This is a genomic window from Embleya sp. NPDC025285 (assembly GCF_055558835.1).
Genome location: NZ_JBVHLU010000028.1, coordinates 76,124 through 101,418, shown reverse-complemented (window position 1 = coordinate 101,418; position 25,295 = coordinate 76,124). Strand labels below are relative to the sequence as shown.

At 72.9% G+C, this 25,295-nt stretch carries 20 protein-coding genes and 1 pseudogene; 10 read left to right on the top strand and 11 right to left on the bottom strand.

Going from position 1 to position 25,295, the window contains the following annotated elements; translation table 11 throughout:
- Positions 1–384 precede the first annotated feature (384 nt).
- The 7 genes from ACZ4FV_RS20795 to ACZ4FV_RS20765 all read right to left on the bottom strand — a co-directional run bounded on the left by ACZ4FV_RS20795 (position 385) and on the right by ACZ4FV_RS20765 (position 7,787).
- Positions 385–828, bottom strand: a complete 444-nt coding sequence (locus tag ACZ4FV_RS20795) for a nuclear transport factor 2 family protein (RefSeq protein WP_465323046.1) — start codon at positions 826–828, stop codon at positions 385–387.
- A 98-nt stretch (positions 829–926) separates the two neighbouring features.
- On the bottom strand, positions 927–2,120 hold the full coding sequence (locus ACZ4FV_RS20790) for an amidohydrolase family protein (RefSeq protein WP_402237247.1): 1,194 nt from the start codon (positions 2,118–2,120) through the stop codon (positions 927–929).
- Complete coding sequence (locus ACZ4FV_RS20785; RefSeq protein ID WP_395870031.1) at positions 2,117–3,121, bottom strand: oligopeptide/dipeptide ABC transporter ATP-binding protein; 1,005 nt, start codon at positions 3,119–3,121, stop codon at positions 2,117–2,119. The genes ACZ4FV_RS20790 and ACZ4FV_RS20785 overlap by 4 nt, the downstream gene beginning before the upstream one ends.
- Complete coding sequence (locus ACZ4FV_RS20780) at positions 3,118–4,146, bottom strand: ABC transporter ATP-binding protein (RefSeq protein ID WP_402237252.1); 1,029 nt, start codon at positions 4,144–4,146, stop codon at positions 3,118–3,120. Before ACZ4FV_RS20780 ends, ACZ4FV_RS20785 begins: the two co-directional genes overlap by 4 nt.
- Positions 4,147–4,151: 5 nt before the next feature.
- Complete coding sequence (locus ACZ4FV_RS20775; RefSeq protein ID WP_331770472.1) at positions 4,152–5,066, bottom strand: ABC transporter permease; 915 nt, start codon at positions 5,064–5,066, stop codon at positions 4,152–4,154.
- The gene (locus ACZ4FV_RS20770) at positions 5,063–6,184 is read right to left on the bottom strand and encodes an ABC transporter permease (protein ID WP_395870035.1); all 1,122 of its coding nucleotides are present in this window, start codon (positions 6,182–6,184) and stop codon (positions 5,063–5,065) included. The genes ACZ4FV_RS20775 and ACZ4FV_RS20770 overlap by 4 nt, the downstream gene beginning before the upstream one ends.
- Complete coding sequence (locus tag ACZ4FV_RS20765) at positions 6,165–7,787, bottom strand: ABC transporter substrate-binding protein (RefSeq protein WP_395870036.1); 1,623 nt, start codon at positions 7,785–7,787, stop codon at positions 6,165–6,167. The genes ACZ4FV_RS20770 and ACZ4FV_RS20765 overlap by 20 nt, the downstream gene beginning before the upstream one ends.
- A 465-nt stretch (positions 7,788–8,252) precedes the next feature.
- Between ACZ4FV_RS20765 and ACZ4FV_RS20760 the strand changes: the two genes are divergently transcribed.
- From ACZ4FV_RS20760 to ACZ4FV_RS20740, 5 genes are read left to right on the top strand one after another with little or no spacing between them, the layout of a single operon-like run.
- Positions 8,253–8,789, top strand: a complete 537-nt coding sequence (locus tag ACZ4FV_RS20760) for a helix-turn-helix domain-containing protein (RefSeq protein WP_331770475.1) — start codon at positions 8,253–8,255, stop codon at positions 8,787–8,789.
- A gap of 52 nt (positions 8,790–8,841) precedes the next feature.
- Positions 8,842–9,762: a dihydrodipicolinate synthase family protein gene (locus tag ACZ4FV_RS20755; RefSeq protein ID WP_465323045.1), complete on the top strand. Its 921-nt coding sequence runs from the start codon at positions 8,842–8,844 to the stop codon at positions 9,760–9,762.
- Entirely contained in the window at positions 9,762–10,931 is a 1,170-nt protein-coding gene (locus ACZ4FV_RS20750) for an NAD(P)/FAD-dependent oxidoreductase (RefSeq protein WP_402237257.1), read from the top strand. The genes ACZ4FV_RS20755 and ACZ4FV_RS20750 overlap by 1 nt, the downstream gene beginning before the upstream one ends.
- A 13-nt stretch (positions 10,932–10,944) precedes the next feature.
- Positions 10,945–11,346 (top strand): (2Fe-2S)-binding protein, encoded by a 402-nt coding sequence (locus ACZ4FV_RS20745; protein WP_465323044.1) that lies wholly within the window; start codon positions 10,945–10,947, stop codon positions 11,344–11,346.
- Positions 11,346–12,872, top strand: a complete 1,527-nt coding sequence (locus tag ACZ4FV_RS20740) for an FAD/NAD(P)-dependent oxidoreductase (RefSeq protein WP_465323043.1) — start codon at positions 11,346–11,348, stop codon at positions 12,870–12,872. The genes ACZ4FV_RS20745 and ACZ4FV_RS20740 overlap by 1 nt, the downstream gene beginning before the upstream one ends.
- Positions 12,873–13,076: 204 nt before the next feature.
- Here ACZ4FV_RS20740 and ACZ4FV_RS20735 read toward each other — a convergent pair.
- Positions 13,077–13,274: pseudogene (locus ACZ4FV_RS20735) on the bottom strand (oxidoreductase); the annotation flags it as partial.
- Between the two features lie 112 nt (positions 13,275–13,386).
- Positions 13,387–14,220: an aminotransferase class IV family protein gene (locus ACZ4FV_RS20730; protein ID WP_402237508.1), complete on the bottom strand. Its 834-nt coding sequence runs from the start codon at positions 14,218–14,220 to the stop codon at positions 13,387–13,389.
- Between the two features lie 255 nt (positions 14,221–14,475).
- Between ACZ4FV_RS20730 and ACZ4FV_RS20725 the strand changes: the two genes are divergently transcribed.
- Positions 14,476–15,405, top strand: a complete 930-nt coding sequence (locus ACZ4FV_RS20725; RefSeq protein ID WP_395870046.1) for an MmyB family transcriptional regulator — start codon at positions 14,476–14,478, stop codon at positions 15,403–15,405.
- Between the two features lie 101 nt (positions 15,406–15,506).
- On the opposite strand, the gene ACZ4FV_RS20720 is transcribed toward ACZ4FV_RS20725, so the two are convergent.
- Positions 15,507–15,656 (bottom strand): hypothetical protein, encoded by a 150-nt coding sequence (locus ACZ4FV_RS20720; RefSeq protein ID WP_465323042.1) that lies wholly within the window; start codon positions 15,654–15,656, stop codon positions 15,507–15,509.
- A 62-nt stretch (positions 15,657–15,718) separates the two neighbouring features.
- On the opposite strand from ACZ4FV_RS20720, the gene ACZ4FV_RS20715 reads away from it, so the two are divergent.
- Positions 15,719–16,249: a hypothetical protein gene (locus tag ACZ4FV_RS20715; RefSeq protein WP_465323041.1), complete on the top strand. Its 531-nt coding sequence runs from the start codon at positions 15,719–15,721 to the stop codon at positions 16,247–16,249.
- Between the two features lie 80 nt (positions 16,250–16,329).
- Here the strand turns inward: ACZ4FV_RS20715 and ACZ4FV_RS20710 are convergent, their stop codons facing one another.
- Positions 16,330–17,715: an aminotransferase class V-fold PLP-dependent enzyme gene (locus tag ACZ4FV_RS20710; RefSeq protein ID WP_395870049.1), complete on the bottom strand. Its 1,386-nt coding sequence runs from the start codon at positions 17,713–17,715 to the stop codon at positions 16,330–16,332.
- A 503-nt stretch (positions 17,716–18,218) separates the two neighbouring features.
- Here ACZ4FV_RS20710 and ACZ4FV_RS20705 point away from each other — a divergent pair.
- From ACZ4FV_RS20705 to ACZ4FV_RS20695, 3 genes are all read left to right on the top strand, one after another.
- On the top strand, positions 18,219–19,460 hold the full coding sequence (locus ACZ4FV_RS20705) for a sensor histidine kinase (RefSeq protein WP_402237273.1): 1,242 nt from the start codon (positions 18,219–18,221) through the stop codon (positions 19,458–19,460).
- A gap of 714 nt (positions 19,461–20,174) precedes the next feature.
- Positions 20,175–21,851: an FAD-binding dehydrogenase gene (locus ACZ4FV_RS20700; RefSeq protein WP_395870053.1), complete on the top strand. Its 1,677-nt coding sequence runs from the start codon at positions 20,175–20,177 to the stop codon at positions 21,849–21,851.
- A gap of 490 nt (positions 21,852–22,341) precedes the next feature.
- Positions 22,342–25,167, top strand: coding sequence for an AfsR/SARP family transcriptional regulator (locus ACZ4FV_RS20695; RefSeq protein ID WP_465323040.1), 2,826 nt, complete (start codon positions 22,342–22,344; stop codon positions 25,165–25,167).
- The last annotated feature ends 128 nt before the right edge of the window (positions 25,168–25,295 follow it).

The window sequence follows — 25,295 nt, the reverse complement described above, 5'->3', positions numbered from 1 at the left end:
TTCACACAGCCTGAACAATGGGGCGCCGGTCGGGAGGCAGGGGCGGCCGACGGTCACGGTGCTCGCGCGTTCGGGGTGCCCACCCGGCTCGCCGACGCGCCTCGACTCGGGTACGGGTGGTGGCGATCGGTACGGCGCCGACCCGGTGGGCGATCGGTCGGCTTCCGAGCGCCGTGCGGTAGCGCCGGTTCGTCTCCACGAGTTCCAGGCGCACGATCATGTCGGCGATACAGGCCGAGAGTTCGTGCACGGCGCGCTCCGGCCGAGCGCGGCACGCCGCGCCGCAGCGCTCCGGGCCGGTTTGCCGGCGCGCTCGGGAGGAGCGCGTGGGCGGGCGCCCGATCGGCTCCGGGGCACGACCCGTCGCCGACCGGGCATCCTCGACTACGCGAGCAGGTCCTCGTGGTTGTGCACCACCAACCAGGCCTGGTCGAACCGTCGCGCCACCGCCGTGTTGCGGATGTGTTCGGGGGGCGGCGTCGAGCCGTCGGCGGCGGAAGCGAAGTCGACCCGCAGGGTGTAGCGGGCCAGCGCGGTGTTGCCCCAGACGTCGATCACCTCGTCGCTCGCGTGGATCCCGGTGACCACGGGCGCGTCCGGGCCGACCGGTCGCGCGGCACGGATCCGGTCCAGGTCGGCCCGGCCGAAGAGGAGTTCCGGCGCGGCCGAGTCCCAGATGGTGGCGTCGGGGTGGATGCGGGCGTCGATCCGCTCGCGGTCGCCGGCCGTGAAGCCGGCGTAGATGTCGAGCAGGGCGCTCCACACGGCGGCGCGGTCCTCGGCCGACCCTGCGGGTCGGTGCGTGTCGCGCGGGGCGGCGTCGGTCATGGCACGAGTGTCCTTTGCGTCGGGGGTGGGTCGGGTCGCGGACGCGGCGACGGGTGGGGGCCGGCGAGGTGTACCCCCCGGACCGCGTCCCGCGACGGTCAGGCCGCCAGGTCCTCGCGGACGATCCGGCCGCTTTGCATGACGAACGACAACCGGCCGAGCGCCGAGATGTCGTGCAGCGGGTCGCCGTCGACGGCGATCAGGTCGGCGGTGAAGCCGGGCGCGACCTGTCCCAGGCGGTCCTCGGCCTTCACCAGTCGCGCCGCGGTGGTGGACACCGACTGGAGCACGCGCAGGTTGTCCAGGCCGCCCCGGGCCATCAGGAACATCTCGTACACCGCCGCCGGCACGCCCTCGACCAGGTCGGCGGGCGGGATGTCGGTGCCGTTGACCAGTTGTACGCCGGCCGCGACCGCGCGGCGGAAGCTCTCCCGATGCGGTTCGATCGCGTTCTGCGCGTTGGCGATCGAGGCCTCCTCGAAGCGGTTCTCCCGCATCCAGCCCTCCGAGTTGGTTACGCACAACGTCGGGGTCACGAACGCGCGCCGGTCGGCGAGCAGCCGCGCCGTGTCGTCGTCGAGCGCGTACGCGTGCTCGAAGGAGCGCACGCCCTGGGCCAGGGCCGCGCGGATCGCGGCCGACTCGCCGGAGTGGGCGACCACGTACGCGTCGTGCTCGTGGGCGGCCCTGACCGTGGCGGCGATCTCCTCGTCGGTCATCTCGGCGTGTTCGAAGTCCTCCCCCTCGCGCGCCAGACCGGAGTTGATGAAGATCTTCAGGTGGTCGGCGCCGGCCGCCAGTTCGCCGAGCGCGGCGCGGTAGAAGCCGTCCGGGCCGCTCGCGTAGGAGCAGTCCGCGCCCTCGCCGTGCCCGTGCGGTGTGGACAACGCACGGCCGGCGCCGAAGATCCGCGGCGCTTGGATCCAGCCGCGCCGCTGCGCGTCGCGCAACACCAGGTCGATCTGGTTCTGCTCGTGCACGCAGCGCAGCGTGGTGATACCGGCGCGCAGCGCGTCGTGCGCGCGCTGGGCGGCGCGGAACGCGGTCAGACCGGGCGACTCGTCCTCGCGCGTGTCGGAGAACGGGAAGACCACCGACAGATGCGAATGGCAGGAGATCAGCCCCGGCAGCAGGTACCGGCCGCCCAGGTCGTGCGCGTTCGCGTTCGGCGGCAGTGCGGCGCGTACCTCGTCGATGGTCGCGTCCTCGACCCGCACGCTGCGGTCGCGAAGCACCTCGCCCGTGACCACGTCGACGATGTGACAGTTGGTCAGCCACATGAGTGCGCTCACCCGACTTTCTTGAGGTTCGGCGCCAGGACGGAGCACGCGGCGCGCCGGCGCGGAAGGAACTCGACCAGCACGGGTTCGTCGTCCGCGCAGGCGTCGACCGCGATCGGGCACCGGGGGTGGAATCGGCAGCCGGCCGGCGGGAAGGCCGGGTCGGGCACGTCGCCGGGCAGGTCCACGGGCAACTCGCCGCTGCCGTCGGCGCGCGGCACGGCCGCGATCAGCGCCTTGCTGTACGGGTGGCGCGGCTCGGCCCAGACCTGGTCGGTGGGGCCGCTCTCCACGACGGTGCCCAGGTACATCACCGCGACCGTGTCGGCGATCTGCCGCACGATGGAAAGGTCGTGCGAGATGAACAGCAGGCCCACATTGCGCTCGCGGGCCAGTTCGAGCAGCAGGTTGGCCACCGACGCCTGCGCGGAGGCGTCCAGCGCGGCGATCGGCTCGTCGGCGACGATGCAGGTGGGTTCGGCGGCGAGCACCCGGGCGATGGCGATGCGCTGGCGCTGGCCGCCGGAGAACTCGTGCGGGAAGCGATCGGCGAACTCGGCCGGCAGGCCGACCCGTTCGAGCAGTTCGCGGGCCACGCCGCGGCCCTTGTCGCGGGTGCCGCCGGCCAGGACCACCGCGTCGGAGATCTGTTCGCCGACCCGGCGGCGCGGGTTCAGCGACGCGTACGGGTCCTGGAAGACCATCTGGAGGCCGCGTTGCCTCGTCGGGCGCGAGCGCAGTCCGAGTGGGGCGACCGGGCGTCCGTCGAACTCGACGGCGCCCGAGGACGGCTTGAGCAGGCCGACCGCGGCCTTGCCCAGGGTCGACTTGCCACAGCCGGATTCGCCCACCAGGCCGACCACCTGCCCCGGTTGCACCCTCAGGCTCACTCCGGCCACGGCGCGCACGGCGGGCCGACCCGGCGAACGGTAGGACACGCTCACTTCGCGCAGCGTCAGCCCGATGTCCTTGGAGGTGACGGCGATGGTGGAGGTGAGGGAGGACAAGGTCATCGGCTATCCACCTTCGAAGCGGCGACGGCGAGCGGGTCGATCGGGCAGGCCCCGGCGTGGGTGGGGGTCAGCGCCAGCAGTCGCGGGCGCTCCTGTCGGCAACCGTCCACCGCGTGCGGGCAGCGCGGGTGGAACGCGCATCCGCCGGGCGCCTGACCCAGCTTGGGCGGCGCCCCGACGATCGGCACGAGCGCCGCGGTGCCGCCGTCGGGGTGCGGCAGCGCGTCCAACAGGCCCCGGGTGTACGGGTGTCGCGGCTCGCGCAACACGTCCGCGCGCGGCCCGCTCTCCACGATCCGGCCCGCGTACATCACGCTCACGCGGTCGGCGAGCGCGGACATCACACCGAGGTCGTGCGTGATGATCAGCACCGACAGGCCGTTCTCCCGGCGCAGCCGGTCCAGCAGGCGCAGAATGCCGGCCTGGACGGTGACGTCGAGCGCGGTGGTGGGCTCGTCGGCGAGCAGCAGCGCCGGGTCGCAGGCCAGCGCGATGGCGATGGCGATGCGCTGGCGCATGCCGCCGGAAAACTGGTGCGGATAGCGGCGCAGCGCCCGCTCGGGGTCGGGGATGCGCACCGTGGTGAGCAGTTCCACCGCACGGGCGTTGGCCGCGCGTTTGTCCAACTTCTTGTGGTGGCGCAGGTGTTCGGTGAGTTGTTTGCCGATGCTCAGCATCGGGTGCAGCGAGGTCATCGGGTCCTGGAAGACCATCGCCACCCGGTTGCCGCGCAGGTCGCGAACCTGACGCGGCGTCATGGTCAAGACGTCCTGGCCCTCGACGAGCATCCGCCCGCTCGCGCTGCCGCCCTGGGGCAGCAGTCCGAGCAGGGCGAGCGCGGTCATCGTCTTGCCGGAGCCGCTCTCGCCGGCCAGGCCGACGATCTCGCCGCGGCCCACGGTCAGGTCGACGCCGTCGATGGCGCGCAGTCGTTCGCCGTCGGGTCCGGGCAGTTCCACGACGAGGTCGCGGATCGCCAGGAGCGGTTCGTCGTCGGCGACCGGCGGGGTCGGGGTGTCGTTCATGTCCGTCACTTTCGGATCGCCCGTGCCGTACGCGGGTCCAGCGCGTCCCGCAGGGTGTCGCCCAGGAAGTTGAAGGCGAGCACCGAGAGCAGGATGGCCGCGCCGGGGAAGACCGCGACCCACCACGCGTCGAAGTTCGCCGAGCCGGCGTTGACCATCGCGCCCCACTCGGCGGCGGGCGGTTGTGCGCCCAGGCCCAGGAAGGACAGTCCGGACAGCAGCAGTACGGCGTTGCCCAGGTCGAGCGCGGCGAGCACGGCGACCGGGCCGGCCAGGTTGGGGCGCAGGTCCACGGCCAGCACCCGCCACCCGGAGGCGCCCAGGAGTCGGTCCGCCTGGACGAAATCGGATTGGCGCAGGGTCAGCACGAGTCCGCGGACCACGCGGGCGTAGGTGGGCCAGCTCACGATCACCACCGCGAGCACGGCGTTGGTGAGGTTGGGGCCCAAGGCCGCGACCACGGCCATGGCCAGGATGATCGCCGGGAAGGCGAGCACCAGGTCGGCGCAGCGCATCACGACCATGTCGATCCAGCCGCCGAAGTAGCCGGCGACCGCGCCGAGCACGGTGCCGATGACCATCGCGAGCACGACCAGCAGCAGTGCCAGCGGGAGCGAGATGCGGGTGCCGTGGATGACCCGGGAGAGGATGTCGCGGCCGAGTTGGTCGGTGCCGAACCAGTGTTCACCGGACGGCGACTGGTACTTGGGCCATTTCTGGGCGAGCGGGTCCTCGGGCGAGATCACCGACGCGAAGATCGCCGCGATCAGGAAGACGCCGATGATGACCAGGCCGGTGATGGCCAACGGGCTGCGCCACGGCGACTTGCCGGGGCGGCGCTTGCGTCGCGGGGCGGGGTCGTCCGTGCCGGTGCGGTCGGCTCCGAGCCGATCGCCGAGGAAGAGGCGCGTGGCGTTCACGAGAGGCGAATCCTCGGGTCGATGACCCCGTAGAGCAGGTCCACGAGGAGGTTGATCACGACGTACACGACCGCGACGAACAGGCAGACGCCCATGATGGACGGCAGGTCCAGGTTGAGCGCGCTCTTGTACGCGTACTGGCCCAGGCCCGGCCAGGACAGCACGTTCTCGACCAGGACGGTGCCGGCGAGCATGCCACCGAAGGTGAGCCCGGCAACGGTCAGGATCGAGGTGAGTGCGGGTCGCAGCACGTGCCGGCGGATCACGGTGGACTCGGGCAGGCCCTTGGCCCGGGCGGCGCGGACGTAGTCGTTGCCGAGGGCTTCCAGGACCGCGGCGCGGGTGAAGCGGGTGAGCACGCCGATGTTGAACGCGGCCAGCACGCACGCGGGCAGGATCAGCCGGGAGAAGGCCTCGCCGAAGGTGCCCGTGTCGCCGGTGAGCAGCGAGTCGAGCGTGTACAGGCCGGTGATGTCCTGGGGTGGGATGGCGCCGGGGGACAGTCGCCCGCCGGCCTGGATCCAGCCGAGTTTGAAGGAGAACAGGTAGAACGCGACCTGGGCGAGCCAGAACACCGGCATGGACACACCCGCGAGGCTGACGACGCGGATGATCCGGTCCGGCCAGCGGTTGCGGGTGACCGCCGCGACGATGCCCAGTCCGACGCCGATCACCAGCGCCAACACGATGGCCACCAGGGCGAGTTCGAGGCTGGCGGGGACCCGGTCGGCCAGGTCGTCCCAGACCGGTCGGTGGGTCTGCTGGGAGGTGCCCATGTCGCCGTGCAGCAGGTTGTTCAGGTAGGTGCCGTACTGGGAGGGCAGGGACTCGTCGAGCCCGTTCTTCGCCTTGAACGCGGCGACCGCGGCCGGGTCGTTCTGGGCGCGGTCGCCGAGGTTGGCGGCGACCGGGTCACCGGGCACGGAGTGGGTGAGCACGAAGGCCAGGATCGTGATGCCCACGCACAGCAGCAGACCGACGGACAGCCGCACCAGCACGAAGCGGGCGAAGGGATGGGAGCCGCGCGCGGCCCGGGGGCCGGCGGCCGCACCCTTGCGGGGTGCGGCCGTCCGGGGGGTGCCGCGCTCGACCGTGGGGTCAGCCGAGCTTGTCGACATCGATGTACCAGATCGGGTTGTAGTGCAGGTTCTTCACCGAGTTGTTCGCGGCGATCACCTGTGCGGGCTGGAGGAGCGGGATGAACGGGCCGGTCTTGTTCATCGCTTCCTGGAGCTGCTTGTAGAGCTGGACGCGTTCGGCGTCGGAGGTGGCGACCTTGGCCCGCTGGGCGAGGGCACTTACCTCGGCGTTGCCGTCCGCCTTCCAACCGGCGCGCTTGGCGACCAGTTCACCCGGGGTGAAGGCGAGGTAGTCGCTGGCGTCCGGGTAGTCGGCCTGCCACCACCAAAGGCCCATCGCCTCGGTGCCGTTGCGGTAGGAGTCCAGTGCGGTCTGGGTGGGGGCCGGCTTGAGGTTGACGGTGATGCCGACCTCCTTGAGGTTGGCCTGGACCCGCGCGCCGAGGTCGCCGAAGTTTATCCCGTTGATGGTCACGTCGGAGGCGTAGTACAGGTCGACGCTGGGGTTGTTCAGGCCGGCCCGGGCCAACGCGGCCTTGGCGCGCGGGACATCGCGCACGATCGCCTTGGCCGGGTCGAGCGCGCCGGTGAAGAAGCCGGGCACGATCCCGGCGGCCTGCGCGGAACCGGCGCCGGCCACGTCCAGCAGGCTCTTGTAGTCCACGCCGTAGCGCACCGCCTCCTGGAAGTCCTTGTTGGAGGTGGTCGGCGAGATGGCCGGGTTGTCGTTGGTGAACAGGAACGCGGTGGTGGGCGTGGGCTGTTGCAGCACCTGCGCCTGGCCCTTGACCTTGACCGCCTGGTCCGGCGACATGTCCAGGGAGACCTGGCTCTCACCGCTGAGCACGTTCAACTGCTGGGTGTTCGCGGGCACGTTGCGCACCACGACCTTGGCGTACTTGGGCTTGGCGCCCCAGTACTTGTCGTTGCGGGTGAGGATGACCTCACTGCTCACGTCGTACTTGGTGATCTTGTACGGACCGCTGCCCTGCGAGTCGGTGTTGAGGAACTGCTCGGCCTTGTCGCCCTGGTCGGCGCCGGCCGCGTCGGTGCCGCCGTGCGCGGCGACGGTCGTGGAGTTGACCACGCCGAGCGCGGGGGTGGCGATGCGGAACGGCAGCGCGGGGTCGGCGGCCTCGGTGGTCAGCACCACCGTGTGCTCGTCCTTGGCGGTCGCGGTGACGCCGTCGAGCAGGAAGGCCGGGTTGCCCTTGAGGTTCTTGACCCGGTTGAACGAGAACACCACGTCCTTGGCGGTCACCGGCGAGCCGTCGGAGAACTTGGCCTCCGGGCGCAGCGGGAAGGTGAACGTCTTGGCGTCCGGGGCGACCTCGTAGGACGCGGCGAGCAGCGGCACCGGCTTGGTCACGTCGCCGCCCGCGAAGGTCAGCAGCGTGTCGTACACGGGACGGGTGACCAGGATCCCGGTGGGCTCGAACGTGCGGCCGGGGTCGGCGGTCTTGAGACTGAACGAGGTGTCGACGACGAGCGTGCCGCCGCCCTCCGCGTCGCCGGACTGCTTCTTGGCTCCGCCGCACGCGGCGAGCATCAAAGCGGCGGCGACGGTGACCGCCAGTGGGGCGGCGGCCCGGCGTACGGCCTTGGCCCGGCGACTGTCCCCGATGGGGTGATTGCCCTGCATGGCGTACCTTCCTCGAGCCACCCGATCGGCCGATGACGGAACCGAGTGTTTGATCTGGCTGAACGGTGGGCTCGAAAGTAGGCGTGGCCGAGCGTGATGGTCAATGACTTTCTCGGCCGTCTCGAAATTTGGGACCAAAGATCCATTCAACGTGATCGCACGTCCACGTGGAGCGACGATTTTTCGCCTTGATAACGGTTTGATGACTGCTCAGAGCCCTCTCGGGACCTCGCGGGCGTCATCCGGCGCACCCGTCGGCGGCGTTCACCGCGGTGCCCGGCCGGCGGGATCCACCCGGTCCCACTCCGGTGGCCATCACCCGGACGACACCGTGATCTTGACGGGGAGTCAGCTTCGTGCCTATGTTCGCCCCGAAGCGTTCAACCACATTGAACACGTCATGAAGCACAAGCCAGGATCCGCGAGTCGAGGGTGCTCGGCACCGGAGCGAACGGGGATCGGACCATGCTGGGTGACCGACTGCGCGAGCTGCGCCAGGCGCACGACCTGACCTTGCGTCAGTTGGCCGTCCAAGCCGGTATCTCGGCGGGGATGCTCAGTCAACTGGAGAACGGCGCCGCGGAACCGAGCCTGAGCACCCTGCGCAAGCTCGCCCGCGTCTTCGACACCTCCATCGCGACCCTGTTCGACGATCCGGACGTACCGCGCGTGGCCGTGACCACGCGCGAGCAACGTATGCGGCTCGGCGCGGCCCGCCAGCACATCACCTATTCCAGGCTCACCCCCGGATCGGGCGATCTCGAAGTGCTGGAGGCCGACATCGAGCCAGGCCAGGCATCCTCCGACGAGCCGTACAGCCATCCCTCCACGGAATGCGCCACCGTGCTCGCCGGACGGCTCGACGTCGAGGTGGACGGCCGCGTCCACCACCTCGAGGAGGGTGACGCGATCACCTTCGACTCGCGTCTGCCGCACCGGTTCGTCAACTCCTCCGACGCACCCGCGCGGCTGCTCGTCGCGGTGACGCCGCCGATGCCGTAACCGGCACCGCGTCGCCCGGATCCCGCGTTTGTGCCCCGAAAGGACCCAGGGCATGGATCGCACCACCGTCGACTGGCACGGCTACATACCGGCCGTGACAACCCCCTTCACCTCCCAGGGCGACCTCGATCTCGCGGCCTGGGACGAGCAGTTGGAGTGGTTCGCCGCCGAAAGCGTCGACGGCGTGATCATCGCCGGCACCACCGGCGAGTGGTACACCCTCACCGCGACCGAACGCGCCGCCCTGTTCACCCGCGCGGCCCGCCGGGTACGCGGCCGCTACACGCTGCTCGGCGGTTGCAACGCCTACACCGCGTCCGCCGCGATCGGCCACGCCCGCGCCGCGCGGGCGGCCGGCCTCGACGGCATCCTGCTCACCCCGCCGCCGTACGTGGTGCCCAACCCGCGCGAGACCGCGGCCTTCTACCAGGACGTCTCCGCCGCCGTCGACATCCCGATCTGCGTGTACAACTGGCCCCGCGGCACCGGCCTGGACCTGGACACCGACACCCTGTGCGCGCTGGCCGAGGTGCCCAACGTGGTCGCGATCAAGAACTCCACGGGCGACTTCGGCGCCTTCGTCAAGGGCCTGATCGCGCTGCACGACCGGGTGCGCTACTTCGGCATCACCACCGACCAGGTCGGGCTGGCCCTGATGCGCGGCATCGGCGGCGACGGCCTGATGGGCGCCGGCGCCGTACTCGGCCGCGACCACGCGGCCTTCTTCACCCACCTCGCGGCCGGCGACGAGGCCGCCGCGCTGGCCGTCGGCGCCCGCGACCGGGTGCTGATGCGAGCCTGGTTCACCGCCGACTACGGACCCCGCTTCGGCAGCGCGCCCGCCATCCTCAAGCACGCGCTGACCCTGCGCGGGGTGCCCGCCGGTCACCCCCGCCGCCCGCTGCTGCCGCTGAGCGTCGCCGAGGCCGAACAGGTACGGGCCACCGTCGCCGAACTCGGACTCCTGGCCTGATGGACCGCACCGAAGTCCTGGTCGTCGGCGGCGGGTTGCTCGGCTGCGCGCTGGCCTACCACCTCGCCCGCGCGGGTGCCGACGTGCGGGTGATCGAGAAGGATCAGCTCAACCGGCACGCCTCCGGCCAGAACGCGGGCAGCCTGCACTTCCAACTCGAGTACCGGATGATCCAACACGGCCCCGCGGTCGCCGCGCGCGCCGCCGAGGCCCTGCCGCTGCATCTGGACGCCATGCGCTCGTGGGCCGCTCTGGAGGACGAACTCGGCGAACCGTGCGGCGTGCGCCGCGGCGGCGGCCTGATGCTCGCCGAATCCCCCGAGGACATGGCCCTGCTCGCGCACAAGGCCCACCTGGAGCACGCCCACGGACTCGACGTCGAACTGCTCGACGCGCGCGCCACCCACGAACGTGCCCCCTACCTCTCCGACCGGGTGATCGGCGCCGCCTGGTGCCCCGGCGAGGGCAAGGCCGACCCACGCCTGGTCACCCACGCCTATGCCCGCGCCGCCCGCCGGCACGGCGCCCGGATCGACACCGGCGTACGGCTGACCGCTCTGCGCCACGACGGGCGGCGGTGGCTCGCCGAGAGCACCGGCGGTCGCCGACTGGCCGCGAACGCGGTCGTGGTCGCGGCCGGCGTGTGGACCGGCGAGGTCGCCGCGATGGCCGACATCCGCCTGCCCGTGGTACCCGTCGCGCTCACCATGACGGTCACCGCCGCCGCGCCGCCGCTGATCCCGCACCTGGTCCAGCACGCCGGCCGCCGACTCTCGCTCAAGCAGACCCGCGAGGGCAACATACTCATCGGCGGCGGCCGGGCCGCCAAGTTCGTCCAGCACGCCGGTGCCCTCGACCTCGACGCACGCCCGGAACTGCGCCTGGACTCGGTGTTCGCCGGCGCCGACGCCGCCCGGGTGGTGCCGGCCGTACAGCGCCTGCCGGTGCTGCGCGTGTGGTCGGGCGCCACCTCGCTGGCCCCCGACCAGCTCCCGCTGCTCGGCCCCGTCCCCCGTCGTCCCGACTTCTACGTCGCCACCGGCGGATCCGGATTCACCCTCGGCCCCACCTACAGCCGACTGCTCGCCGAGCAGGTGCTCACCGGCAGCACCGGTCTGCCCCTCGACGACTACTCCCCCGCACGGTTCGGAGCACTGAACTTTGTCTGACCACCCGGCGCAGGTGTCCATCACGCTCGACGGCCGGCCGCACACCGTGCCGTCCGGCCGCTCGCTGGCCGCCGCCCTGATCGCCACCGACCGACCCGTCACCCGCTACGACCGGGCCGGCCGCCCCCGCGCCCCCTACTGCGGGATGGGCGTGTGCTTCGACTGCGCCGTCACCGTCGACGGCACCCCGCTGGTCCGGGCCTGCCAGGAACCCGTCCGTTCGGGCATGCGCGTGGACACCGGCCGCGGGGTGCGCGCGGGCACGCCGGACGAGAGCGACACGGACACGCGCGACGAAAGCGGCCATGCAGCCGTCATAGGTGCGCGGGACGACGGCGACACGAAGACGCGGGACGAAACCGGCCGCGACGCCCGCGCGGACACGCGTGGCGACGCCCGCCCCGAGGACGTGTGATGAGCGCCGTCGAACCGCAGGTGTTGATCGTCGGTGCCGGTCCCGCCGGGCTCGCCGCCGCGGTCACCGCCGCCCACCATGGCGCACAGGTGCTGGTCGTCGACGAACAGGCCCGCCCCGGCGGGCAGATCTGGCGCCGACCCGACCCCGGAGCGGGCGGCCCCGACCCGCTCGCCGGTCCCGCCTACACCGCCGGCCGCACGCTGCTCGCCCGGGCCGCCGCCCATCCGCGGATCACCTTCGCGCACGACACCACCGCATGGGGCGTCTTCGGCACGCGCACCACGCCCGACGGCTTCGCCGCGCCCCCCGGTACGCCCGTGCCCGAGGGTCCCCGGGTCGCCGTGCACGGCCCCGCCGGAGTGGAAATCCTGCTCCCCCGGGCGCTGTTGCTCACCGCCGGCGCCTACGACCTGCCCGTGCCCATGCCCGGCTGGACCCTCCCCGGCTTCTTCACCGTCGGCGGCATCCAGGCCCTGCTCAAGGGCCACCGCACGCTCGCCGGGCGCCGCATCGTGCTGGCCGGCGCGCACCCGCTGCTGCTGATCGCCGCCGCGCAATTGGTCCGGGCCGGCGCCGACGTCGCCGAAGTCGCCTTCGCTCAGGGTCTGCCCGGCCCCGCCGAGCTGACCCGCGCACTCGCCGCACTGCCCGGCAACCGGGCCAGGGTCACCGAAGGTACGACCGCCGTGCGCACCCTACGGCAGGCCGGCGTACCGATCCGCACCCACACCCTGATCCTGCGCGCCGAGGGCGCGGACCACCTCACCGGCGCCGTATTGGCCCGGGTCGACCGGAACTGGCGGCCCATACCCGGCACGGAACGCACCGTCGCCTGCGACACGGTCGGCACCGGCTACGGCTTCGTCCCTTCCACCGAGCTGGCCCGCCAGGCCGGGTGTGCCGCGACCTGGAACGGCCCGGCCGGCGGCTGGGTCCTGGTCCACGACCACGCCATGCGCACCACGCTCCCGCACATCTGGGCCGCCGGCGAACTCACCGGCGTCGCCGGCGCCGAACACGCGGTCGCCACCGGCAAACGCGCCGCGCTGGACATCTGCCTCAGCCTCGGCATCCTCACCACCGCCGACCACGATCGGGAACTCAGCGCCGTGGACCGTGAATTGGCCACGACCATGCGAATGGCCAAGCTGCTGGAATCCACCTGCGCCCCCGACCGCGCCGCGCTGAACGCACTCGCCGACGACGACACGCCGCTGTGCCGCTGCGAGGAGGTGAGCTACGGGCAGATCCGCTGCACCATGCGGGACAACCCCGGCCTGGGCACCGCCGACGCGGTCAAACTTCTCACCCGCGCCGGCATGGGCCCCTGCCAGGGCCGCATGTGTGGCCCCGCCCTCGTCGAACTCCTGCACCAGGAAACCCACATCCCCCGGGAAACCCTCGGCCCCTTCACCGCCCGCCCCCCGATCAAGCCCCTCCCGCTCGCCGCCCTCGCCGAGGCCCACGCCACCACCACCCGCACGGCCGCACCGCCGATCGACACCGACACCGACATGTCCTAGGCACCCCGGCGTCAGCCCTGGACCTCTCTGCCGGAGCCGGACCAGTTGTCGTGCAGGCGGTCCAGGTACGAACTCGCCTGTGAACCCGGCTTCACGCCGCGTGCGAAGGCCGACATACCGGCCGGTCGAGATCGCGACGGCGCAGGGGGCCACCGGCTGCTCGCCGTCGAGGAGGTCGGGGTGACAGACCCGGCCCACGTGCCACAGTTGGGCGAAGATCCGGCTTCCGGCGGCATGCACGGCCCGCGTGGTCCGGCGCCACCCCTCGACCTGCGCCGGCTCGGTCAGCCCCGGAACGCCGGGGCCGCCCTTGCCGGGCCGGTGCGGCCGAATTCCCTCGCCGACGATCAGGCCCGCGCCGGCGCGCCGGGTGTAGTACTCGGTCGTGATCGGGGTGGGCACACCGGTGTCGTCGTCGGCCCGCGCGGGATCATCGGCGCCATCGCCGCGCGGCTGGGCAGGCGCAGCGCGGGGCCGCGACAGAGCGCCGGCAGCGGGGACTTCACGGTCCTCCTCACGGCGCGGTGAGCGGCTCGGCCCGGTAGGCGCGGTGCAGCAGATCCATGAAGGCCGGCGACCCGGGCAGGGACACGTCGCCGATGCGGAGCACCTCGACACCCGGCGTCCACGAGTTCATCACCACGGCCGCGGTCAGTGTCGGCAGGTCGGCGGGCGTGATCTCGCGGACCCGTTGCGGCACTCCGAGGCGATCCAGTTGCCGACGGACGATGGCCATCGTGGTCCCGCCCAGCACCTCGGCCTCGGGCCAGATCACCTCGGCACCATCCCAGAACGCCAGGTTCCAGATCGTCGCCTCGCCGAGCCGGCCCCGCCGGTCGACGAAGGCGGCGTCGTCGAAGCCGCGCGTGACGGCTCGGCGCAGGTAGTGGGTCTTGGCCACCTCGCCGACGTGCTTGATCTCCGGGAGCACCCGCTCATACTCGACTACGTCCAGCGTCAACGGCCCCGTCGGGCCGGTCGCGGGCGGGTCGACACGGACCAGCACTTCGGGGTCCGCGTCGCTCCCGGTCGCGGTGAACTCGCCCACCGGCGAGTACATCGTGGCCGTCAGCGAGGCGTCGGCCGGACCGGCCGCCAGCGCCGCGCGCAGGTGGGACCGTACCCGATCGTCGGACAGCGCCCGCCCGAACAGCCTCGCCGAGGCGCTCCGCAGCCGGCTCAGGTGCAGGTCGAGGCCCCGGATCCGGCTTCCGCGGACCTGCATGGCGGTGAAGTGGGCGTAGCCGGCGAAGGCCAGCGGCGCGAGTTCCTCGGCGGTCGCCGGCCGGCCGTTGCGGTGTGCGACGGGGGTCGCACGCACCGGTGGTGTCGTGCCACCGGGTGTCATGTGCCGGAGGGTCTCGTTCTGGGGTGTCGTCGTGGCGGACGGCGCGGTCGGGACGGTGTCGGTGCTCATCTGAAGTCTCCCCGAATCGTGGTCGGTCGCCCCCGCCGACGGCTCGCTCGGAGGGGGTGGCCACGAGCCTGCCGCACCTCGGCCGGGTCACCCAGAGCCCTGTTCGGCTTACGACCGGTGGTCCTACCACTGGCAGGGTCAGGCTCGCCCACCCTCGTGGTCCTACCACCGGAGATAATGGGCGGCATGAACGATCGGCCCGACAACACGGCGGCGGAGGCGGCGGATCTCGGCGGCGAGCCGATCGATCCGCGTGCCGAGATCAGCGAATTCCTGCGCAACCGCCGCTCCCGGCTGCGGCCGGAGGATGTGGGCCTGACCGGCTCGACCGGGCGGCACCGGCGCGTACCGGGACTGCGCCGCGAGGAGCTGGCCCAGTTGGCCGGCGTATCGGTGGCCTACCTCACCCGGCTCGAACAGGGCAAGGGCCACAACGTGTCGGAGGAGGTGTTGGACGCGGTCGCCCGCGCCCTGCGGCTGACCGACGCCGAGCACGCGCACCTGAACCACCTCGTCCACTGCCAGCGCCGCAAGCGCGCCTCGCCGCCGGAACGGCAACAGGTGCGTCCAGCGCTGCGGGGGCTGCTGGCCTCGCTGGAGACGGTGCCCGCGTACGTGACCGGGCAGCGCACGGACATCCTCGCCTGGAACCCGATGGCGGCGGCCCTGTTCGGCGACTGGGACCGGTTGCCGGCCCGGGAGCGCAACTGGGCGCGGCTGGTGTTCCTGCGGCCGGACCAGCGCGGGTTGTTCGTGGATTGGGAGGCCAAGGCCGCCGATATCGTCGGCGCCCTGCGGTTGGACGCCGGCTGCCACCCGGACGATCCGCAACTGTCCGCGCTCGTGGGTGAACTCTCGGTCAAGAGCGAGGAGTTCCGCTCCCTCTGGGCCAGGCACGAGGTCAAGGAAAAACACCACGGCGCGATGCACCTGCGGCACCCGCTGGTCGGCGACCTGGCCCTGTCCTTCGAATCCCTGCGCCTGCCCGACGACACCGAGCAGTCGCTGACGATGTACCACGCCCGACCGACCTCGCCCACCGCGGAGAACCTGCGCCTGCTGGCCAGTTGGGGCGCGGACACGGCGACCAGGGAAGAACCGGCACCGCGCTCCTGATTCCCCACCGACATCCCGAGCCGGAGCCGACCGCCCCGGCCGCGGTGTGCCGTGAGCCGTGAGCCGTGGGAACCGGCCACCAGGACCGCGCCGAAGGCCGACTACCGGAGTCCGACCGCCGGTGCCGTGCCGAGCCGAATGCTCACCTGGGAGCCCACATCCCGGAAGCCCAGCGCGAGCGCCACTCGCTGGGATGGCTCGGGCCGCGCTCGCCATTGCGGAAGCAGGCCGGCGGCCAGGGCATGGTGCACCGCGGCCGATGCGACCGTCCGCGCCAAGCCGCGGCCTCGACTCCCGGTGCCACCAACACACCGTGTTGCGCCACGGCCCGGGGCCAGACCTCGTAGCCGGCCGCCGCAACCACTTCAACACCTTCACGGACCACGAAAACCGGGGATCTGACGTCCGCCAAACCACTCTCGTCCGCGTCCAGCGTGTCGACCCGGGCCAGGAGTGCGGTCATCTCGGCATCGTCGCAAGCCACTTCCTCGACTTCGGCGTCGCCACCGTTGGGCTGGAAAGCCGCGCGGTCCAGATACAGGAGCGAGGCCGGGCCCAAGAGGTCGAGAACGGGCAAAAGCCCCCGCAACCGGTCGGCGTCGACAACGGCGACGTCGTCCGCGACGTCGGTGGGCAGGCCGAGCGCCTCGGCGAGCACCTCAACCGGGCCTGCGGCACCCGCCGACGCGCGTTCCGACAGCGCTGCGGATCGACACGGACCGACTCGGCGACAGCCAGGGCACGTCGGCGCTCGTGCGCGGCGCCGGAGGCGAACCGCGCCACGGACGCGCGCAGCCGGGCCACGCCTCCCGGCGGCGCGTCGGGCACGGACGGAACGGTGTAGGCGGGATCGGCCGGTACGGCGGGACTTCGCAGGGTCATGGGCCCATCCTGACCTCGGGATGTTACGGCGCACGCCGAAGCTCAGACGGCCGATTCGACCGGTTGGGGGTGCGGTGGCGGACCGGGCGGCCGGGGCCGGCGTGGCGCCGCCGCGGCCAGGGCGGTGACCCGCTCGTGCACCCGCTCGACGTGGGCCGCGGCGTCCGGGCGCAGCAGGGCACCGCGCAGGATGTGGGCCTCGTTGCGATCGGCGACCGCGCGGGGGTGTCGGCGGACGAAGTCCAGGACGCGCACCGACGACGTGCTCAGGTGGGCCGGGTGTTGGGCGCCTCCGGTGTCCGCGCGCAGCATGTGCCGGCCGGCCGCCGTCACCGATGACATCCGCGGGTGGGGCTCGCCGGTGAGAGGTACGAAGGTCAGGACGTCCAGTTCGGGTTCCTGATACAGCATCAGCTCCGGCTCGGCGTCGATCAGGTCGCGCCAACGGCGGGCGCCGCGCAGGCCGGTCACGAGCACCTCGCCCAAGCCGTCCGTCGTCGGCGGCAGCGCGCGCAGGGTCAGCCACAGCGCGGCGGCCGGGCTGCCGGACCGGGCACGATCCGGGTCGAACACGCCGGGGAGTCGCCGCGCAACGGACCCGGGCTGCTCCTCACCGTCCTCGTCGCCGTCGCCGGCACGCACCAGCAGTACGCCGCACGGGTTCGGGTGCAGGCCCTGTCGGTGCGGGTCCACGAGCACCGAGTCGCAGTCGGCGATGGCGCGCAGGTGCCGGGCGGCGGGCGTGCCGCGAAGTTCCTCCGCGTCGGCCAGCAGGGTGAAGAACCCGCCGTAGCCGGCGTCCACGTGCACGCGCACGCCGTGCTCGTGGCACAGCGGCAGGATGTCGGCGATCGGGTCGACCGCCCCGAGCGTGGTGGTGCCGGCGGTGACCACGACCGTGCCGACGCGTTCCCTGCGCAGCACCGTCACCAGCGCGTCCGGGTCCATTCGGCCGGCGGTGTCGACGGAGACGGAGTACGCCGGAACACGCAGCAGCTCGCACATACGTTCGTGGGCACCGTATCCGTCGGCACTGTGCGCGATGCCGACCTCGGGGTGGGCCTCGCGGGCCGCCCGCAGGGCCTCCAGGGCGGCGATGTCGCCGCCCGAGGTGAGCTGCCCGTGCCACGTGGCAGGGCCGAACATCGCGGCCAGGCCGGCGACGACCTCGTCCTCCAGCGCGGCGGTGGTCGACTCGTCGTCGCACGCCCGATCCTCCGGATCGACCAGCGTGGCGGCCAGCAGACCGAGGAGCGCGGCCCGAAGCGGCGGCCGGACCAGGTGCCCGGCGTAGGCCGGATGCGAGAACGGCCGGCCCGCCCGCAGGTGCTCCGCCAGCACCGCGTGCCGCGAGTCGTCGCCGGCCTGCGCGTCGGCCCACGCGGACCACGTGTCGAATGCCTCGGTCAGCCGGCCACGGGTGTCCATGATGTCCCTCCGGATGCAGCGGTTGACGGGGCGCCCGGCGGTTCGGCCGCCGCGCCACGCGCCCGTCGTCCACGCGTCGGGACAACCGCGCGAGGATCGGGTCGAGCGGAACGCAGAATGCCGCACTACCGGCGCAAACCGGACAGCAAGAGTTCCCGACCCGCCGGGCGATCATGCACACGCCTCGCACCCGGATGGCCGCCGACGCGCACCCGGCCGGCCGGCGGCCCATCCCCTCCCGGGCGCGCGGGTCGCCGGCCCCGCCCACGGCGTCGCGAGCGGGAAGTACCGGAACCCGGGACCTCGGTCCGGGCCGGTCGGTGGGGCAGGACTCGGGTCCGGGGTCGAGATCGTCAATGCGGCGGTCCGCACGGGCCGCCGAAGGCGGTGGAATGGAAGACGACTGCGTTCTCACGACGACCGCTCCTCGTCGACACGCGGCCGACCGGCCGAACGGCTCTCCTGTCCGTCGACCACCGACAACCAGCCAAGGAGGCCCGAGGATGGGGTCCGATCACCCGCCGGCGCTCCCGGCAGCGGCCGGCGACGGCACCACCGCGCGCCGACGCGCCGGGCGGTACGCGCGAATCCGGCGCGAGGTCACGGCCTTGTCCGCGCACCGCAACGAGCTGTTGCTCGCGATTGCCTCCGCCGCGCTGGATGTACTCGCGTACGTCACGGCCGAGGAGTTCGACCCCGCCCCGGCCTCGCTGGGCCCCGGTATCGCGCTGGCGATCCTGGGTTCCGCGTTCCTGCCGTTTCGCCGCCGGCACCCGCCGGCCGTGCTCGCCGCCGTGACGGTGGTGCAACTGCTCTTCACGTTGTTCACCGACGCGTCCGCGCACAGCTACGGCTGCGCGCTGATGATCGCGGTGTACACGGTGGCCCGGTATCGCCGCCCCCTCGACATCGGGCTCGCCGCGGCCGCGGCGATGACGGTCCAGGTGGTGCGGGCGGCGCGCGGCACGGAAGCCTTCGCGGCGACCGTCGCCGGGACCCTGGGGGCGACCTGTCTGGTGATCGCGGTGGGCGTCGGCACCGCCGCGTGGCAGCAACAGCTGGCCATCAACCGGAAGTTGCTCGCGGATCGGGCGGTGACCGAGGAACGGCGGCGGATCGCCCGCGAGTTGCACGACATCGTGGCGCACCACATCACCACGATGTATCTGATGTCGGGTGGCGCTCGCGCGACCTTGGACCGCGACCCCGAGACGGCCAAGGGGGCGCTGTTCACGCTGGAGCAGTCCGGCCGCACCGCGCTGGGCGAGATGCGCCAGTTGCTCGGTGTACTGCGCAGCACCGACGCTCCCGAGGAGGCGCCCTCCGAACCCCAGCCCGGCATGCGGGAGATCGATCGGCTGATCGTCGAGTCGCGCGCGGCGGGCCTGCCGATCGACTACGAAGAGATCGGCGAGCGGCGGCCGTTGTCGCCCGCGACCGGTCTGACGTTGTACCGGGTGATCCAGGAGGCGCTGACCAACACGCGCAAGCACTCGGGCGACGCGCGGGCGTGTGTGCGGGTGCGGCATCTGCCCGATCGGGTCGTGGTCGAGGTGGTCGACGACGGCGCGGGCGGTCGGTCGTCCTCGGCCGGCATCACCGGCAGCGGATACGGGCTGATGGGCATGCGCGAGCGGGTGACCCTGCACGGCGGCACCCTGGAGGCCGGACGCCGCCCGGAGGGCGGGTTCCGGGTCGTCGCCGACGTGCCGGTGCCCGGGAACGAGCGCGAGTGGGTCGGCTGAGGCCGGACGGCGCGCGCCCCGGACGGGACTCCGTCCATCCGGGCCCACCCGCCGGAGACGACCCGAGCCGGGCCGCTGCCGTCCGGTCGGTGTCATGGTTGTAGATGCCCAGCCCCACGGCGGCGCCCGCGACGCCGAGTCCGGACAGGAGCGCCCCGCGCCGTGAAAGCAGCCGCGGCCGCAGCACGACGGTCGATGCGAGGGCGTCCGTACCGTCGGCGAACGGCTGGAGGAGGCGCGCCACTTCGGCGGCGTCGCGCGGGCGGTCGGCGGGTTTCTTGGCCAACATCCGCAATACGAGCGCGTCCAGCGCGACGGGCACCTCCGGGCGGACCCGGCTCGGTGGCTCGGGCCCGTCCGCAGGTGGGCGTACATCGGTGCCATCGGCTCACCGGTGCCGAACGGCTTGGTACCGAGCAGGGTCGTCAGTTCGTACCGTTGCGCCAGGTCCCGAGCCGTCATCCGCCTGGTTTCCCCCGTCCGCTCCCCGATCCGCCCAGCGGGATACGGGATACGGGCCGCATCCCATGGGGACCCACCGGCGCGGCACGAGCGGCGACGCCGGGTGCCCGGACCGGCCCGGTGTACTCGGCACCGCCATGCGAGGCCGCGGCGCGGGTACCCTCCTGGGAACTTCGGCGGATGGAGCGGGGCACCGCCGAACACCCCGTCCGGGTCGCCGGTTCGGCGGCACCGACCCAAGGAGATCGCACAGTGGACGCTGACGTCATCGTCGTGGGGGCCGGGCTCGCCGGTCTGGTGGCCGCGCACGAACTCACCGCGCGGGGAAGGCGGGTCGCGCTGGTCGACCAGGAGAGTCCGGCCAACCTGGGTGGGCAGGCATTCTGGTCCTTCGGCGGGCTCTTCCTGGTCGACTCGCCCGAGCAACGGCGCCTGGGCGTGCGGGACTCCTTCGAACTGGCCTGGAACGACTGGCGCGGCAGCGCCGGGTTCGACCGGCTCGACGACGAGGACGCCTGGGCGGTGCGCTGGGCCCGCGCCTACGTCGAGTTCGCGGCCGGCGAGAAGCGCTCGTGGCTGGCCGGGCTCGGCATCTCGTTCCTGCCCACGGTCGGCTGGGCCGAGCGCGGCAGCCTGCGCGCCGACGGGCACGGCAATTCCGTACCCCGTTTCCATGTCGCGTGGGGCACCGGCCCCGGGGTGTTGGAACCCTTCGTCCGGTTCGCCCGGCAGGCCGCCGCCGACGGACTGCTCACCTTCCACCACCGGCACCGGGTGGACGAGTTGATCATCGACGGCGGCGGCGCCCGAGGCGTGCGCGGTTGCGTGCTCGCCCCGGACCGCGCGCGCCGGGGCATGCCGACCAACCGGGACGAGATCGAAGACTTCGAACTCACCGCCCAAGCGGTCGTCCTGACCACCGGCGGGATCGGCGCCGACCACGACCTGATCCGCCGCCACTGGCCCGCACGGCTGGGCACCGCGCCCGCGAGCATGGTCACCGGCGTGCCCGCGTACGTGGACGGACGAATGCTCGACATCGCCGCCGCCGGCGGCCTGCGGGTGGTCAACCGCGACCGCATGTGGCACTACACCGAGGGCCTGCGCAACTGGGACCCGATCTGGCCCGGCCACGGCATCCGGATCCTGCCCGGCCCCTCCTCCCTGTGGTTCGACGCACTCGGACGGCGGTTGCCCGACCCCTGCCTGCCCGGCTACGACACCCTGGCCACGCTCCGGCACCTGCGCACCACCGAGGACCTCGCGGGCCACGACCACTCGTGGTTCGTGCTCACCCAGAAGATCATCGAGAAGGAGTTCGCACTCTCCGGGTCCGAACAAAATCCCGACATCACCGGCAAGGACCGGGTCGGCTTCCTGCGCACCCGCCTGCTCGGCAAGGGCGCGCCCGCCCCGGTGGAGGCGTTCAAGCGGCACGGCGAGGACTTCGTCGTCGCCGACACACTGGAGGAGCTCGTCGCCGGGATGAACCGCACGACCCCCGAACCGCTGCTGGACCCGGCGCTGCTGCGCCGCCAGATCGAGGCCCGCGACCTCCAGATCGCCAACCCGTACGGCAAGGACTCGCAGGTCCAGGGCATCCACAACGCCCGCCGCTACCTCGGGGATCGGCTGGGCCGGGCCGCCGCGCCGCACCGCGTCCTCGACCCCGCGGCCGGCCCGCTGATCGGCGTCAAGCTGCACATCCTCACCCGCAAGACCCTCGGCGGCATCCAGACCGACCTCGAATCGCGGGCCCTGGGCCCGGACGGCCGGCCCGTCGATGGCCTGTACGCGGCCGGCGAGGTCGCCGGCTTCGGCGGCGGTGGTGTGCACGGCTACAACGCCCTGGAGGGCACGTTCCTGGGCGGCTGCCTGTTCAGCGGCCGCCACGCGGGCCGCGCCGCGGCCCGCGCCACCGCCACGTAGCACCGCGGCCGCGCCCGCCGTTCCCGCTCGCGACACCGGATGCTCGGCAGCTGCTCGACGTCGATACCCGAGGCCGGGGCGCGGCACCGGGCGCGCGACCGTGTCCCGGCCGGGTCGGCCGGGTGTCCTTCGCGACCGCCGGGATCCCGGCCGTGCACCGACGCACGGCCGTCCCGGGCTGTCCGGGACATGTTCGGGACGGGGCTCCGGCCTTCCTCGGACCCAGGGTTCACTCCCAGGATCGGCAACGCACGACCGACTCGTTCACCGATCCGGAGAACCCCATGACCTCGAAGACCCGAGACCTCGCATCGATGGCGCGCACCCCGCACGGCGCCTCCCACCCACCCGACCCGTCCGCCCCCGACGACGCGCGTCCACCCCACCGCGGGTGTCCGCCCACCAGAACCCGTCCGACCCCTCGTACATGTACCGGCGGCGTCCGCGGCATCGCGGGCGTCGTCGGCCGGGGGTTACCCGGGAGGCGCGGATGACCCCGGAATTCGGGCTCCTCGGCGGCATCGAGGTGCGGGTCGACGGAACGCCGGTCGATGTGGGCCACGTGCGTCAACGCTGCGTGCTGGCCGTGTTGTTGGTCGAGGCCAACCGCCTCGTACCGATCGAGCGCATCGTCGAGCGGGTCTGGGGCCACAGCCCGCCGCACCGGGCCCGCGAGACGCTCTACAGCTACCTGTCCCGGCTGCGCCGACGACTGGCCGTCGCGGAGGTACACATCGCCCGCCGTCCCGGCGGCTATCTGCTGGAGGCCGACACGTCCGCCGTCGACCTGCACCGCTTCCGCGACCTGGTCGCCCTGGCCCGGCGCACGGACGACGACGGCCGCGCCGCCTCGGCCTGGGCACAGGCGTTGGACCTGTGGCGCGGGGACGCCTTCACCACCGTCGACACGCCCTGGTTCAGCGCGCTCCGCGAGGCCCTGCATCGCGAGCGGTATCAGGCCGAGTTGGACCTCGACGACCTCCGCCTGCGACTGGGCGATCACGCCGCGATGTTGCCTCGGCTGGCCACCCGGGCACGGACGGATCCGCTGGACGAGCGCTTGGCCGGGCAACTCATGCTCGCCCAGTACCGCAACGGCCGTCCCGCCGACGCCCTGGCGCACTACCAGCGCCTGCGCCGGCGGTTGGCGCACGAGTTGGGCACCGACCCCGGCCGGGACCTGCGGCGGCTGCACCAGGGGATCCTCACTGCGTCGCCCGTCCTCGCCGTACCGGCGCCCGCCGACGCCGAGGCACCCCTACCCACGACCCGGACCCCGATTCCCCGGCAACTTCCCCCTGCCCCGGCGGTATTCATCGGGCGAGCCCGTGCCCTGGCCGACCTGGACCGGGCGCTCGGCGAGCCGCGTCGACCCGGCGATGCCGTCGCGATCGCGGTGATCGGCGGCTCCGGCGGCATCGGCAAGACCTGGCTGGCGCTGCACTGGGCACACCATCATGCCGACGCCTTTCCCGACGGACAGTTGTACGTCGATCTGCGTGGCTTCGTACCCAGAGGCCAACCCGTGTCGGCCGGCGTCGCGGTGGGCGGCTTCCTGGAGGCCCTCGGCGTCGACTCCGCGGCGATCCCACCGGACGAGGCGGGACGCGCCGCGCTCTACCGCAGCCTGATCGCCGACAAGCGCATGCTGATCGTGTTGGACAATGCCCGCGACAGCGCGCAGGTCCGACCGCTGCTCCCGGGTGGGCCGTCCTGCGCGGTGTTGGTCACCAGTCGGCGCCGGCTCACCGGTCTGCTCACCGCACACGGTGGCCGGCCGCTCTCGCTGGAAGAGCTGGACCCGACCGAGGCACGGGAGTTGCTGCGCCGGCAGCTCGGCTCGGCACCGGACGCCGAGCCGGACGCGGTCGCCGCGCTCGTCGAGCACTGCGCCGGCCTGCCGCTGGCGCTCGGCATCGTCGCCGCCCGCGCCGCCGCCCGTCCGGGTCGCCCCCTGGCCGAGGCGGCGGCCGAACTGCGGGATCGCTCCGGCCGGTTGGACGCTCTGGACGTGGACGACCCCACCGCGGACGTGCGCGCGGTGTTCTCCTCCTCATATCACGCGCTGGCTCCCGCAACGGCGCGCGTGTTCGAGTTGCTGGCACACGCGCCCGGGCCGGACATCGGCGTACCGGCGGCCGCCGCGCTCACCGGGCTCACCATCGCCCGTGCCCGGACACACCTGCGCACGCTGGAGGCGGCGCACCTGGTCCGCGAACACGTCGCGGGACGACACCGCCTGCACGGCCTGATCCGGCTGTACGCCATCGAGCGGGGTCGGCACGGCTCGACCGGGCAGCGGTGCGAGCCGGCGCTGCACCGACTGGTGGACTTCTACGTCGACACCGCACGCGCGGCCGATCGGCGGCTGTCCGCGTCGCGGCCCGCACGCTCGGCGGGCCGCCCCGAGGCGGCCGCGCCGGTCGTCTTCCGGAACGCTGCCGCCGCGATCTGCTGGTTCGACACCGAACACGCGTGCCTGCGGGAAGCGCACACCTTGGCGATCGAGCGCGAGTTGCCGCATCGGGCCTGGGAACTGGCGCTGTTCCTGGACACGTTTCACTGGCGCCTGGGCCATCTGGCCGAGCGACGCGAGATGTTGCGGGCCACGCTTGCCGCCGGTGTCCCGGACGACCTCGCCGCTCGCGCACACGCGCATCGACTGTCGGGCCGCGCGCACGTTCCGGCGGGCGAGCACACCGAGGCGCTGCGCCGGCTGCGGGAGGCACTCGCGCTGTCGGTGACGATCGGCGACGAGGCCGGGCGGGCGAACGCCCATCTCCTGTTGGCCGGGGCGTGGGAGCGGCAGGGCGACCACCGGCAGGCGCTGATACACGCGGAGCAGGGCCTGCGGATCCACCGGGCGCACGCCCAGGCGTGTCTGCGTACCCGGGGCCGGCCCGCGGATCCGCGCGGGGAGGCGGCGGCGCTGGGCGCGGTCGGCCGGTGCCACGCCCGGTTGGGACACACCCGGTTCGCCCGGGCCTACTGCGAGCGGGCCCTGACTCGTTGCCGGCTGCACAACTTTCCCGACGGCGAGGCGGACGCCCGGGAGAGTCTGGGCGGGCTCGCCGAACACGACGGGGAGTACGCGCTCGCGCTGGAGCACTACAGTCGGGCACTGGCGCTGCGCCGGCGACTCCTGGACGCCTTCCGCGAGGCCGACACGCTGGCTCGACTCGGCGAGGTACACCTTGCCCTCGGCCGGATCCCCCAGGCCCACGACGCGTGGCGGCAGGCGTTGGGCCTGTACCGGACCCAACGGCGCAACGAAAGCGCCGACCACCTCCGACATCGTCTGACCGACACCGCCTGACCGACCCGGGGCACGATCGCGGCCGACTCGCCGCGTACGCCGCGCGTGAGGCCCGGGAGGACCCGCGTGCCGCGGCGACTCCCGGGTCCGGTGTTCCGAACCCGCGCGACTCGTCCCGGCGTTCGCGT